This window comes from Vibrio sp. YT-16 (assembly GCF_033337405.1).
GTDB classification, from domain to species: Bacteria; Pseudomonadota; Gammaproteobacteria; order Enterobacterales; family Vibrionaceae; genus Vibrio; species Vibrio alginolyticus.
In genome coordinates this window covers 38,855-52,498 of sequence record NZ_JAWOQQ010000018.1, presented here as the reverse complement: position 1 = coordinate 52,498, position 13,644 = coordinate 38,855, and the positions used below count along the sequence as shown (strand labels likewise).

14 protein-coding genes are annotated in these 13,644 nt (G+C 46.0%); all 14 read left to right on the top strand.

Annotated elements, in window-relative coordinates:
- The 14 genes from yidC to atpG all read left to right on the top strand — a co-directional run bounded on the left by yidC (position 1) and on the right by atpG (position 13,619).
- A complete protein-coding gene (gene yidC, locus R7F07_RS21450) occupies positions 1 to 1,623 on the top strand; it encodes a membrane protein insertase YidC (protein WP_171343338.1) in 1,623 nt (540 codons plus the stop codon).
- Between the two features lie 130 nt (positions 1,624 to 1,753).
- On the top strand, positions 1,754 to 3,115 hold the full coding sequence (gene mnmE / locus R7F07_RS21445; RefSeq protein ID WP_005383836.1) for a tRNA uridine-5-carboxymethylaminomethyl(34) synthesis GTPase MnmE: 1,362 nt from the start codon (positions 1,754 to 1,756) through the stop codon (positions 3,113 to 3,115).
- 100 nt (positions 3,116 to 3,215) lie between these two features.
- Positions 3,216 to 3,650 (top strand): FMN-binding protein MioC, encoded by a 435-nt coding sequence (mioC, locus tag R7F07_RS21440; RefSeq protein WP_005378900.1) that lies wholly within the window; start codon positions 3,216 to 3,218, stop codon positions 3,648 to 3,650.
- Between the two features lie 477 nt (positions 3,651 to 4,127).
- A complete protein-coding gene (gene mnmG, locus R7F07_RS21435; RefSeq protein ID WP_005378901.1) occupies positions 4,128 to 6,023 on the top strand; it encodes a tRNA uridine-5-carboxymethylaminomethyl(34) synthesis enzyme MnmG in 1,896 nt (631 codons plus the stop codon).
- A complete protein-coding gene (rsmG, locus tag R7F07_RS21430) occupies positions 6,023 to 6,658 on the top strand; it encodes a 16S rRNA (guanine(527)-N(7))-methyltransferase RsmG (RefSeq protein WP_017635595.1) in 636 nt (211 codons plus the stop codon). The genes mnmG and rsmG overlap by 1 nt, the downstream gene beginning before the upstream one ends.
- Positions 6,659 to 6,668: 10 nt before the next feature.
- The gene (locus R7F07_RS21425) at positions 6,669 to 7,442 is read left to right on the top strand and encodes a ParA family protein (protein WP_005383838.1); all 774 of its coding nucleotides are present in this window, start codon (positions 6,669 to 6,671) and stop codon (positions 7,440 to 7,442) included.
- A 24-nt stretch (positions 7,443 to 7,466) separates the two neighbouring features.
- Complete coding sequence (locus R7F07_RS21420; protein ID WP_005383840.1) at positions 7,467 to 8,348, top strand: ParB/RepB/Spo0J family partition protein; 882 nt, start codon at positions 7,467 to 7,469, stop codon at positions 8,346 to 8,348.
- Positions 8,349 to 8,537: 189 nt separating this feature from the next.
- Positions 8,538 to 8,927: a F0F1 ATP synthase subunit I gene (locus R7F07_RS21415; RefSeq protein WP_005378921.1), complete on the top strand. Its 390-nt coding sequence runs from the start codon at positions 8,538 to 8,540 to the stop codon at positions 8,925 to 8,927.
- An 8-nt stretch (positions 8,928 to 8,935) separates the two neighbouring features.
- Positions 8,936 to 9,748, top strand: coding sequence for a F0F1 ATP synthase subunit A (gene atpB / locus R7F07_RS21410; protein ID WP_005378922.1), 813 nt, complete (start codon positions 8,936 to 8,938; stop codon positions 9,746 to 9,748).
- Between the two features lie 57 nt (positions 9,749 to 9,805).
- The gene (atpE, locus tag R7F07_RS21405; RefSeq protein ID WP_002540812.1) at positions 9,806 to 10,060 is read left to right on the top strand and encodes a F0F1 ATP synthase subunit C; all 255 of its coding nucleotides are present in this window, start codon (positions 9,806 to 9,808) and stop codon (positions 10,058 to 10,060) included.
- A gap of 74 nt (positions 10,061 to 10,134) precedes the next feature.
- The gene (gene atpF, locus R7F07_RS21400; RefSeq protein WP_005378929.1) at positions 10,135 to 10,605 is read left to right on the top strand and encodes a F0F1 ATP synthase subunit B; all 471 of its coding nucleotides are present in this window, start codon (positions 10,135 to 10,137) and stop codon (positions 10,603 to 10,605) included.
- A 14-nt stretch (positions 10,606 to 10,619) separates the two neighbouring features.
- Positions 10,620 to 11,153 carry a F0F1 ATP synthase subunit delta gene (atpH, locus tag R7F07_RS21395; RefSeq protein ID WP_017635596.1) on the top strand — a complete coding sequence of 178 codons (534 nt, stop codon included), beginning with the start codon at positions 10,620 to 10,622 and terminating at the stop codon, positions 11,151 to 11,153.
- Positions 11,154 to 11,166: 13 nt separating this feature from the next.
- Positions 11,167 to 12,708: a F0F1 ATP synthase subunit alpha gene (gene atpA / locus R7F07_RS21390; RefSeq protein WP_005378931.1), complete on the top strand. Its 1,542-nt coding sequence runs from the start codon at positions 11,167 to 11,169 to the stop codon at positions 12,706 to 12,708.
- A 44-nt stretch (positions 12,709 to 12,752) separates the two neighbouring features.
- The gene (gene atpG, locus R7F07_RS21385; RefSeq protein ID WP_005378932.1) at positions 12,753 to 13,619 is read left to right on the top strand and encodes a F0F1 ATP synthase subunit gamma; all 867 of its coding nucleotides are present in this window, start codon (positions 12,753 to 12,755) and stop codon (positions 13,617 to 13,619) included.
- Positions 13,620 to 13,644 lie beyond the last annotated feature (25 nt).

The following is a 13,644-nucleotide window of genomic DNA, read 5'->3' as shown; positions in this document are numbered from 1 at the left end:
ATGGATTCTCAACGTAATATCCTGCTCATCGGTTTGGCCCTGGTTTCTTTTTTGCTGTTTCAACAATGGCAAGTTGCAAAGAATCCAGAACCTCAAGCAGTTGAACAGGCTCAATCAAGCAGCACTCTACCTGCACCATCTTTTGCTGATGAACTTGACCCAGTTCCTGGTCAACAGCAAGCTTCTGCAAAAACTATCACAGTAACGACTGATGTTTTAACTCTGTCGATCGACACCGTTGGTGGCGATGTGGTACATGCCAACCTTAACGAATACTCTGCTGAGTTAGATTCATCAGATTCCTTTGTTCTGCTTAAAGACGCTCAAGGTCACCAATTTATCGCTCAAAGCGGTCTAGTGGGTCCTCAAGGTATCGACTTGAGCAGCACAAATCGCCCTCACTACAACGTAAGTGCAGACAGATTCACAATGGCTGACGGTCAAGATGAACTTCGCGTTCCGATGACATTCACTGCAAACGGCATCGAATACACCAAAACTTACATCTTTAAACGCGGCAGCTACGCGCTTAATGTTGAATACGATGTAGTGAACAACTCAGGCAACAACGCAACATTTGGTATGTACGCTCACCTACGTCAAAACCTAATGGACGATGGTGGTAGCATCACAATGCCTACTTACCGTGGTGGCGCATACTCAACAGAAGATACGCGTTACAAGAAGTACAGCTTTGATGATATGCAGGATCGCAACCTGTCTCTTAACCTAGCCGATGGCCAAGGTTGGGCAGCAATGATTCAGCACTACTTTGCCGCAGCTTGGATCCCACGTAACGAACCAGGTACTAACCTATACACTCGTGTAATTGGCAACCTAGGCGACATCGGCGTTCGTATGCCGAACAAAACTATCGCAACAGGCGATCAAGCTAAGTTTGAAGCAACACTTTGGGTTGGTCCAAAACTGCAAGATGAAATGGCAGAAGTGGCACCTAACCTAGACCTAGTAGTGGACTACGGCTGGTTATGGTTCATTGCGAAGCCTCTTCATATGTTGCTTTCATTCATCCAGAGCTTTGTTGGTAACTGGGGTGTGGCAATCATCTGCCTGACCTTCATCGTTCGTGGTGCAATGTACCCACTAACAAAAGCGCAATACACGTCTATGGCGAAAATGCGTATGCTTCAGCCTAAGCTGCAAGCAATGCGTGAGCGTATCGGTGATGACCGTCAGCGCATGAGCCAAGAAATGATGGAACTGTACAAGAAAGAGAAAGTGAACCCACTAGGTGGTTGTTTACCTCTTATCCTACAGATGCCTATCTTCATCGCGCTTTACTGGGCACTAATGGAATCGGTTGAGCTACGTCACTCTCCATTCTTCGGTTGGATTCATGACCTTTCAGCGCAGGACCCTTACTACATCCTGCCTCTACTGATGGGTGCGTCAATGTTCCTAATCCAGAAGATGAGCCCGACAACGGTAACGGATCCAATGCAGCAGAAGATCATGACCTTTATGCCGGTTATGTTTACCTTCTTCTTCTTGTTCTTCCCATCAGGTCTCGTTCTGTACTGGTTGGTGTCGAACATCGTAACGCTTATCCAGCAAACTCTGATCTACAAAGGATTAGAGAAAAAAGGCTTACACAGCAAGTAACCTTTTAGGAAATGATTGAGAAAGGCGGCCAAAAGGTCGCCTTTTTGTTTTTGGCTGATTACAATTCAGCTAATTAATTGTAATGGCTCCCTAGGTATCTTCCCTATAGCCCAGCTCAAAAGGCAAAATTATGACTACAGATACGATTGTCGCTCAAGCGACCGCGCCTGGTCGTGGCGGTGTCGGTATTATTCGTGTTTCTGGCCCTAAAGCCAACCAAGTGGCGTTAGAAGTCACTGGCAAAACACTAAAGCCCCGCTACGCAGAGTACCTGCCGTTTAAGTCAGAAGATGGCACTGTGCTTGATCAGGGCATCGCACTGTACTTCCCTAACCCACACTCATTTACAGGTGAAGACGTACTTGAGCTGCAAGGCCATGGCGGCCCTGTCGTGATGGATATGCTGATAAAACGCATTCTAGGTATAGATGGTATTCGAGCTGCTCGCCCTGGTGAGTTCTCTGAACGCGCATTTCTGAACGATAAACTCGACCTCGCTCAAGCCGAGGCGATCGCAGACCTCATTGATGCCAGTTCTGAAGAAGCAGCAAAATCGGCACTGCAATCCTTACAGGGCGCATTTTCAGGCCGCATTAATACCTTAGTTGAGTCGCTGATTCATTTGCGTATCTATGTTGAAGCAGCCATCGACTTCCCTGAAGAAGAGATCGACTTTTTGGCCGACGGTAAAGTGGCTGGTGACCTACAAGCCATCATCGACAACCTAGATGCGGTGCGCAAAGAAGCTAACCAAGGCGCTATTATGCGTGAAGGGATGAAAGTCGTGATTGCGGGTCGTCCAAATGCGGGCAAATCAAGCCTGCTGAACGCACTATCGGGTAAAGAGTCTGCAATCGTAACCGACATCGCAGGAACCACGCGTGATGTACTGCGTGAGCACATCCATATTGATGGCATGCCACTACACATCATTGATACAGCAGGTTTGCGTGATGCTTCCGATGAAGTAGAGAAAATCGGTATCGAACGTGCGTGGGATGAAATAGCCCAAGCAGACCGCGTGTTGTTCATGGTAGATGGCACAACAACCGATGCCACCGATCCGAAAGATATCTGGCCAGATTTTGTGGATCGCCTACCAGACAACATTGGCATAACTGTGATCCGTAATAAAGCGGATCAAACGGGTGAAGATATGGGGATCTGCCACGTCAATAACCCTACTCTTATCCGTTTGTCAGCGAAGACTGGTGCAGGGGTTGAAGCTCTGCGCGATCATCTCAAGGAGTGTATGGGCTTCTCTGGCAACAGTGAAGGTGGTTTTATGGCTCGTCGTCGTCATCTCGATGCATTAGAACGTGCCGCACAGCACCTTCAAATAGGCCAGGAGCAGCTTGAAGGCTATATGGCAGGTGAAATATTGGCTGAAGAGCTACGCATCACCCAACAACATCTCAATGAGATTACCGGTGAGTTCAGTTCTGACGACTTACTGGGACGAATCTTCTCTTCATTCTGTATCGGGAAGTAAATAATCGAACGCGCGGTGCTGAGCTTAACTCACACCGCGTTTCTTTTTGTACGGCAAGCCATCCATGAGCTTTAGCCGTCGCATTCAATAAGGAAGAAGTATGATCCACATTATTACAGGCAGCACGTTAGGTGGCGCAGAATACGTAGGGGATCACCTGAGTGATCTACTCAACGAGAATGGATTTGAAACAACGATCCACAACCAGCCTTCCCTCAGTGATATCGAAAATCAAGGTACGTGGTTGGTGATCACCTCTACACATGGAGCTGGTGAGTATCCTGATAATATCCAACCTTTTATCGCAGCATTACAAAATACACCGCCAAAAATGACTGATGTAAAATTTGCGGTGATTGCGATTGGTGACTCTAGCTACGATACGTTCTGTGCCGCTGGTCAACACGCTTATGATTTATTAGAGGATATTGGTGCAACCCCTCTCGCAGATTGCTTTAAAATCGATGTACTGAGCCATGATGTGCCAGAAGACGCCGCAGAAATGTGGTTAAAAGAGAATATCGAACGTTTTTAAACTCACGACTTTCCCTTCAACAGAGTCGAAATTCGGCTCTGTTTTCTCCCATGTGAATAACTCCCACCAAATTATTTTGTTTAACCGCTCAAAAACCAATCAAACAGACTGTGGATAACTACAATAAGATCCAGTGATTTTCCTTTAGTTATCCCAATAACAACTTTGATCAATTTCACCCCCTGTGTATAACCACCACTTTTGATCCCAGGTAATCCTCGATCTGATCCAATCATGATCACAAGATATGATCCAAAGAAGATCCATGATCTTGTTGATCATTTTTAGGTTATCCACAGAAACGGTCGATCCTAATAGTAGATCTAATAAAAGATCATATATATAGATCTTATATATATTTATCTTGAAGCTTAAAACGGATAAAACGAGAAAACGTTTTTCTCTCTGGCATAAAGCAGGTAAAATACGGCTCCTTTATCTGTCCATTAAATCCCTTTGAATACCTGAGGTCAGTTCATGCTTTATCACGAAAACTTTGACGTCATTGTTGTCGGTGGCGGACACGCAGGAACGGAAGCCGCGCTCGCATCTGCACGCACAGGACAAAAAACGCTTCTCCTTACCCATAACATCGATACATTAGGCCAGATGTCTTGTAATCCGGCGATCGGTGGTATTGGTAAAGGTCACTTAGTAAAAGAAGTAGATGCTATGGGCGGTTTGATGGCTGAAGCCATCGACCATGCAGGTATTCAGTTTCGTACACTAAATGCCTCCAAAGGTCCTGCAGTACGAGCAACTCGAGCTCAAGCCGATCGCGCTCTGTACAAAGCGTACGTTCGTAATGCATTAGAAAATGCGCCTAACTTAACGTTGTTCCAGCAATCAGTTGATGATCTGATTGTTGAACAAGATCGCGCAGTTGGTGTGGTAACTCAAATGGGACTTCGCTTCCATGCGAAAGCCGTTGTGCTAACCGTGGGTACCTTCCTTGGTGGTAAGATCCACATAGGTATGGAAAGCTCGTCTGGTGGTCGTGCCGGGGATCCACCATCGATCGCATTAGCGGATCGACTGCGTGAACTGCCGTTCCGTGTGGATCGTTTAAAAACAGGTACTCCACCGCGCATTGATGCTCGTACTGTTGATTTTTCAGTGCTAGAAGCTCAGCACGGTGATAACCCAACGCCTGTATTCTCGTTCATGGGCAAACGTGAACAGCATCCGCGTCAGATTCCATGTTTCATCACCCACACCAATGAACAAACTCACGATGTGATCCGCAGTAACTTGGATCGCAGTCCAATGTACGCAGGTGTGATTGAAGGTATTGGTCCTCGTTACTGTCCGTCTATTGAAGACAAAGTGATGCGTTTCGCTGACAAAAACAGCCACCAAATCTTCATTGAGCCAGAAGGCCTAACCACGCACGAGTTATACCCTAATGGTATCTCGACCAGCTTGCCATTTGATGTGCAAGTACAAATCGTGCGCTCAATGAAAGGGTTTGAAAATGCACACATCGTTCGCCCAGGTTATGCGATTGAATATGATTTCTTCGATCCACGTGATTTGAAGCAAACGTACGAGACGAAGTTCATCCATGGTTTGTTCTTTGCTGGCCAGATTAATGGTACGACTGGCTACGAAGAAGCCGCAGCGCAAGGCTTGATGGCGGGCCTAAACGCAAGCTTGTTTAGCCAAGACAAAGAAGGCTGGAGCCCACGTCGTGACCAAGCTTACATGGGCGTGTTGATTGATGACTTATCGACCATGGGTACCAAAGAGCCGTACCGCATGTTCACTTCTCGTGCGGAATACCGCCTGCTACTTCGTGAAGATAACGCCGATTTACGTTTAACGGAAAAAGCGCGCGAGCTAGGCTTGATTGATGATGTTCGTTGGGCTCGCTTTAACGAGAAAATCAACAATATGGAAACGGAGCGTCAGCGTTTGAAAGCAACGTGGATGAATCCGAAGTCAGAGGGTGTTGATGAGCTGAACAAGCTGCTGAAAACCCCAATGGCCCGTGAAGCGAGTGGTGAGGATCTTCTGCGTCGTCCAGAGATCACTTATTCGCAACTGACGCAACTTGAAGCGTTTGCTCCTGCTCTTGAAGATCAGCAAGCGGCTGAGCAAGTTGAAATTCAAGTGAAATACGATGGTTACATCAAGCGTCAGCAGGAAGAGATCGAAAAATCACTGCGTCACGAAAATACCAAGTTACCTGCTGATTTGGATTACCGCGATGTAAAAGGTTTATCAAACGAAGTCGTTGCTAAACTGAGCGAGGCCAAACCAGAGAGCATCGGTATTGCATCACGCATTTCTGGTATTACGCCTGCTGCAATTTCTATTCTACTTGTTCACTTGAAAAAGCATGGTTTGCTGAAGAAAGGTGAGGAAGAATAATGAGCGCATTGCGAACAAAGCTGGATTCACTGATCGCGAAAACCGATTTGGAAGTGTCAGAACAGCAACGAGAGCAGTTAGTTGGTTATGTCGAACTGCTCGACAAATGGAACAAAGCGTACAATTTAACATCGGTACGTGATCCGCTTGATATGTTAGTGAAACATATTCTTGATAGTATCGTTGTAAGCGCACACCTGTCCGGTGAGCGCTTCATTGATGTTGGTACTGGTCCGGGGTTACCGGGCATCCCTTTGGCAATCATGAACCCTGAGAAAACCTTCTTTTTGCTCGACAGTCTTGGCAAACGCATCCGTTTTATCAAGCAAGTCGTGCACACATTAGGGCTGAAAAACGTGACACCAATTCAAAGTCGCGTCGAAGAATTCCATCCTGAAGAAAAATTTGATGGCGTTTTGAGTCGAGCTTTTGCTTCAATGACAGACATGGTGGAATGGTGCCACCATTTGCCGAAACAAGAGCACGGGGTGTTTCTAGCGCTGAAAGGACAGCACCCTAAAGATGAAATGGATCAGCTTCCTGAATGGTGCAGTGTGACAGAGATCATATCTTTGGCTGTTCCTGAGTTGGAAGGTGATCGTCATCTAGTAATCTTATCGCGCAAGGAAAATTAGCGAGGTAATCGTGGGTAAAATTGTAGCAATAGCCAACCAGAAAGGTGGGGTCGGCAAAACAACAACGTGCATTAACTTAGCGGCTTCGATGGCGGCAACAAAGCGCAAGGTTTTGGTGATCGATCTCGACCCGCAAGGCAATGCTACGATGGCCAGTGGCGTGGATAAGTATATGGTCGACGCCACCGCATACGATCTTTTGGTCGAAGATACACCGTTCGATCAAGTCGTTTGTACCCAAACAACAGGGAAGTATGATTTGATCGCGGCGAACGGAGACGTAACCGCGGCAGAAATCAAATTGATGGAAGTTTTCGCTCGTGAAGTGCGTCTAAAAAATGCATTGTCGTCAGTTCGCGATAACTATGATTTCATCTTTATTGATTGTCCTCCTTCTCTAAACCTTCTTACAATCAATGCGATGGCGGCAGCTGACTCTGTGTTGGTGCCGATGCAATGTGAATACTTTGCGTTAGAAGGTTTAACTGCTCTTATGGATACAATCAGCAAGTTAGCGGCTGTTGTGAATGAAAACCTCAAAATCGAAGGTTTATTGCGTACCATGTACGACCCACGCAACCGCTTATCGAATGAAGTATCCGATCAACTTAAAAAACACTTTGGGAATAAAGTTTACCGTACTGTCATTCCGCGTAATGTTCGTTTGGCTGAAGCGCCAAGTCACGGTAAGCCTGCAATGTACTACGATAAGTACTCCGCAGGTGCCAAAGCGTATCTTGCTCTAGCGGGCGAAATGCTCCGCCGCGAAGAAATCCCAGTTTAACTCTAACCTAAGGAATTCAATCCCATGTCTAAGCGTGGTCTCGGAAAAGGACTGGATGCGTTATTGTCGACCAGTTCGTTTGCTCGTGAAAAACAGCATATTGCATCGCATAGCCAAGAATTATCGGCAGACGGTGAGTTAACCGATTTAGCGATTGGTCAATTGCAGCCGGGCGTATACCAACCGCGTAAAGATATGGCGCCTGAAGCGCTAGAAGAACTAGCGGCTTCGATTCAATCACAAGGCATTATTCAACCAATCGTGGTTCGCCAGGTCGAAAATGGTCAGTTTGAGATCATCGCAGGTGAGCGCCGCTGGCGTGCTGCAAGGCAGGCGGGTTTAAAACGCGTGCCGTGTTTGGTGAAAAAAGTTGAAGATCGTGCCGCCATCGCCATGGCGTTGATTGAAAACATTCAACGTGAAGACTTGAATGTGATTGAGGAAGCCCAAGCGCTTGAGCGTCTACAAGATGAATTCACGCTGACACATCAGCAAGTGGCCGATGTGATTGGTAAATCAAGAACGACGGTCAGTAACCTATTACGTCTGAATCAGTTGGAAGTTGATGTAAAAGGTCTGGTTGCAGATAAAAAATTGGAAATGGGTCATGCTCGAGCTCTGTTAGCGTTAGAAGGCGAACAGCAAGTCGAAGTAGCTCAACAAGTGGCTAAGAAGCAAATGACTGTTCGCCAAACCGAACAGTTAGTAAAAAAGTGCTTAGCCCCACAAAATGAGCAAAAAGGGCAACAAGAGGATACCGAAGCCGAGCAAATGTCGCATAAATTGAGTCAGCTGCTTGATGCAAAAGTTTCTCTTACCCGTTCTGCAAACGGAAAAGCGAAATTGACGATAAGTCTTGATGAGCCTCACAAATTGGACCAACTAATTGCCAAGCTTGAGGCCTAGATGAGATAATTGATTTAGGTCAATTAATCTAATTAATCGAATTTTGTGCGAAAGTTGTCGTTTTGTAAACAAAACTGTAAGTTTTTGATGCAATCGAATTGCTTTACGTTGAACTGAACGTATAATTTTCGCCAATTTCCCAGCACAGAGAGTTAAGTGCGAAGTGGATATTACTAGAGGTACGAATACATGGTAGCTGCGTTAGCTAGACCAGGACGAGAGCTCGCAAGGCAATTGTTAATGATCCAGTCTGGCGCGGTTATTTTTGTGGCAGCAGGAATGGCGGTAGCCATAAATCCTGACTGGGGATTTTCAGCGCTGATTGGCGGAGGCATTTTTGTTGTTGCCAATGCAGTATTCGCGCTGTGTGCTTTCATGTTTAGTGGAGCTCGCGCTGCCAAGCGCATCGCTGCTTCCTTCTATACGGGTGAAGTACTGAAAATTCTCATCACGGTTGCACTGTTCTATGTTGCCTACATGTATATGCAGGTGGAACTTGTTCCCCTCAAACTAACCTATTTGCTGGTACTAGGTATTAATATCTGTGCACCAGTGCTATTCATTAACAACAAAAAATAGGATGAGTTATGGCTGCGCCAGGTGAAGCGCTAACATCGTCCGGTTACATTGCCCACCACCTTTCTAACCTATCGCTATACAAGTTGGGTTTAGTAGGGTCGGAGACAAGTTTCTGGAACGTACATATCGATAGCCTGTTTTTTTCTTGGTTTACTGGTTTAATTTTCCTCGGAATTTTTTACAAAGTAGCAAAGAGAACAACAGCGGGTGTACCGGGTAAGCTTCAGTGTGCTGTAGAAATGATCGTTGAATTTGTCGCCGATAACGTCAAAGACACGTTCCATGGACGCAACCCACTGATCGCGCCTTTAGCACTGACTATCTTTTGTTGGGTATTTTTGATGAACGTGATGGACTTAGTTCCTATCGACTTCTTACCATACCCAGCAGAGCATTGGCTAGGTATCCCTTACCTTAAGGTTGTACCGTCTGCTGATGTGAATATCACCATGGCTATGGCTCTAGGCGTTTTTGCATTGATGATTTACTACAGCATCAAAGTAAAAGGTCTAGGTGGATTCGCAAAAGAACTTGCACTACATCCATTCAATCACCCACTGATGATTCCGTTTAACCTACTAATTGAAGTGGTATCGCTATTAGCGAAACCTCTATCACTTGGTATGCGTCTATTCGGTAACATGTTCGCGGGTGAGGTTGTATTCATTCTTTGTGCGGCAATGCTACCATGGTACTTACAATGGATGGGTTCACTACCGTGGGCAATCTTCCATATCTTGGTTATTACGATTCAAGCCTTCGTATTCATGATGTTGACAATTGTTTACCTGTCAATGGCACACGAAGATCCTGATCATTAATTTTTTTAAAGCTTTTTATTTGGGCACTAAGCCAACAACTATAAATTGGAGATAGTAATGGAAACTTTACTGAGCTTTTCTGCAATCGCCGTAGGTATTATCGTCGGTCTTGCTTCTCTTGGTACAGCGATTGGTTTCGCACTGCTAGGTGGTAAATTCCTAGAAGGTGCTGCACGTCAACCAGAAATGGCTCCTATGCTACAAGTTAAGATGTTCATCATCGCGGGTCTACTTGATGCGGTTCCAATGATCGGTATCGTAATCGCGCTACTATTCACTTTCGCAAACCCATTCGTTGGTCAACTAGGTTAATCACCTTTAACTCGGGACGGGCGATTATCGCTTGTCACTGATTAACACTAAGTCCAAATAGAGGGGTAGCTGTTGTGAACATAAACGCAACTCTGCTAGGTCAAGCAATCTCGTTCGCACTATTTGTGTGGTTCTGCATGAAGTATGTATGGCCACCATTGATGCAAGCGATCGAAGAGCGTCAGAAGAAAATTGCTGATGGTCTTCAAGCAGCAGAACGTGCTGCGAAAGACTTGGATCTAGCACAAGCCAACGCTTCTGATCAATTGAAAGAAGCGAAGCGCACAGCAACTGAGATCATCGAACAAGCGAACAAACGTAAGTCTCAAATTCTTGATGAAGCTCGCGAGGAAGCTCAGGCAGAACGCCAGAAAATCCTAGCGCAAGCAGAAGCAGAACTTGAAGCTGAACGCAATCGTGCACGCGATGAGCTGCGCAAACAAGTTGCTACTCTGGCTGTAGCTGGTGCTGAGAAAATCCTTGAGCGTTCTATCGATAAAGATGCGCAAAAAGATATTCTCGACAACATTACTGCAAAACTTTAAGTCTGGGGGCGCATATGTCTGATTTGACTACTATCGCACGCCCCTATGCTAAAGCAGCCTTCGACTTTGCTTTAGAGAAAGACCAGTTGGACCAATGGGGCCAAATGTTATCTTTTGCTGCTGAAGTGGCCAAAAATGAACAAATGAACGAACTACTAACGGGTTCGGTTTCTGCTGACAAAATGGCAGAAATTTTTGTTGCAGTTTGCGGCGAACAAGTTGATGCGCACGGTCAAAACCTTTTGAAGGTAATGGCTGAGAATGGTCGTTTAGCGGCCCTTCCTGATGTTTGCACGGAGTTTTTTACTCTGAAAAAAGAACATGAGAAAGAAATTGATGTTGAAGTAATTTCAGCAACAGAGCTTTCTGATGAACAACTTGCAAACATTGGCAGCAAACTTGAAAAGCGTCTTGAACGCAAAGTGAAGCTGAATTGCAGTGTAGATGAGACCCTACTTGGTGGGGTTATTATTCGAGCCGGAGACCTAGTCATCGATGACTCAGCGCGTGGTCGTTTGAACCGCCTGAGCGATGCATTGCAGTCTTAATGGGGATTGGAGCATGCAACTTAATTCCACGGAAATTAGCGATCTGATCAAACAACGTATCGAATCTTTCGAAGTTGTTAGTGAAGCTCGCAACGAGGGTACTATCGTATCGGTAAGCGATGGTATCATCCGCATCCACGGCCTAGCGGACGTGATGCAAGGTGAAATGATTGAATTACCGGGTGGCCGTTATGCACTGGCACTTAACCTTGAGCGTGACTCGGTTGGTGCGGTTGTAATGGGCCCATATGCTGACCTTAAGGAAGGCATGAAAGTTACAGGTACTGGCCGCATTCTTGAAGTGCCAGTTGGTCCAGAACTACTAGGCCGCGTAGTAAACACGCTGGGTGAGCCTATCGATGGTAAAGGCCCAATCGAAGCGAAAATGACTTCGCCTGTAGAAGTGATCGCACCAGGTGTAATCGACCGTAAATCGGTAGACCAACCTGTGCAAACTGGTTATAAGTCAGTTGACTCAATGATCCCAATCGGTCGTGGTCAGCGTGAGCTTATCATCGGTGACCGTCAGATTGGTAAAACAGCACTGGCGATCGACGCGATCATCAACCAGAAAGACTCTGGTATTTTCTCTATCTACGTAGCAATCGGTCAGAAAGCATCGACTATCGCTAACGTTGTTCGCAAATTAGAAGAGCACGGCGCACTACAAAATACTATCGTTGTAGTTGCATCAGCTTCTGAATCTGCAGCGCTTCAATACCTAGCGCCTTACGCAGGTTGTGCGATGGGTGAATACTTCCGCGATCGCGGTGAAGACGCACTGATTGTTTACGATGATCTATCTAAGCAAGCGGTAGCTTACCGTCAGATCTCTCTACTACTTAAACGTCCACCAGGCCGTGAGGCATTCCCAGGTGACGTATTCTACTTACACTCGCGTCTACTAGAGCGTGCAGCTCGTGTAAACGAAGAGTACGTAGAGCGTTTCACTAACGGTGAAGTGAAAGGTAAGACTGGTTCTTTGACTGCTCTTCCTATCATCGAAACTCAAGCAGGTGACGTTTCAGCATTCGTACCGACTAACGTAATCTCGATTACCGATGGTCAGATCTTCCTACAAACTGAGCTATTCAACGCTGGTGTTCGTCCTGCTGTTGACCCTGGTATCTCAGTATCTCGTGTAGGTGGTTCAGCTCAGACGAAAATCATCAAGAAACTATCAGGTGGTATCCGTACAGCACTAGCTGCATACCGTGAACTAGCGGCATTTGCTCAGTTCTCTTCTGACCTTGATGACGCAACGAAGAAACAGCTAGACCATGGTCAAAAAGTTACAGAACTAATGAAGCAGAAGCAGTACGCTCCAATGTCTGTATTTGACCAAGCTCTAACTATCTTCGCGGCAGAGCGCGGTTACCTTGATGATGTAGAACTTAACAAAGTTCTAGATTTCGAGGCGGCTCTACTATCGTACGCTCGCGGTCAATACGCTGAACTAGCAGCTGAGATCGACAAGTCTGGCGCTTACAACGATGAAATCGAAGCTCAGTTGAAGAAACTGACTGACGACTTCAAAGCAACCCAAACTTGGTAATTAGGTCGGTGGCAGTTTCTGCCACCAACTAACGGAGAGTAACGATGGCCGGCGCAAAAGAGATACGTAATAAAATCGGTAGTGTTAAAAGCACTCAGAAAATTACGAAAGCGATGGAAATGGTAGCAGCTTCAAAAATGCGTCGTTCTCAAGATGCAATGGAAGCTTCTCGTCCATACGCTGAAACAATGCGTAAAGTGATCGGTCATGTGGCTAACGCAAACCTAGAGTACCGTCATCCGTACCTAGAAGAGCGTGAAGCTAAACGTGTTGGTTACATCATCGTTTCGACAGACCGTGGTCTGTGTGGTGGTTTGAACATTAACGTGTTCAAAAAAGCCGTTACAGACATGCAAGCATGGAGAGAGAAAGGTGCTGAGATTGAGCTAGCCGTTGTTGGCTCAAAAGCAACAGCTTTCTTTAAACATGGTGGCGCAAAAGTTGCGGCACAGGTTTCTGGTCTTGGAGATAATCCAAGCCTACAAGACCTAATCGGCTCTGTTGGCGTAATGCTGAAGAAATACGATGAAGGTGAACTGGACCGTCTATATGTAGTATTCAACAAGTTTGTAAATACTATGGTTCAGCAACCAACGATCGATCAATTGCTACCTTTGCCTAAATCGGACAGCGAAGAGATGCAGCGTGAGCATTCATGGGACTACATCTATGAGCCTGAACCAAAACCTCTACTGGATACGCTATTAGTGCGTTACGTAGAGTCTCAGGTATACCAAGGTGTGGTTGAGAACCTTGCTTGTGAGCAAGCGGCTCGAATGATTGCGATGAAGGCTGCAACGGATAACGCAACCAGTTTGATTGACGATTTGGAACTTGTGTACAACAAAGCCCGTCAGGCTGCGATTACACAAGAACTATCAGAAATCGTTGGTGGTGCAGCTGCGGTTTAAGCTTAGGTAAAACGAAATAGTTTAG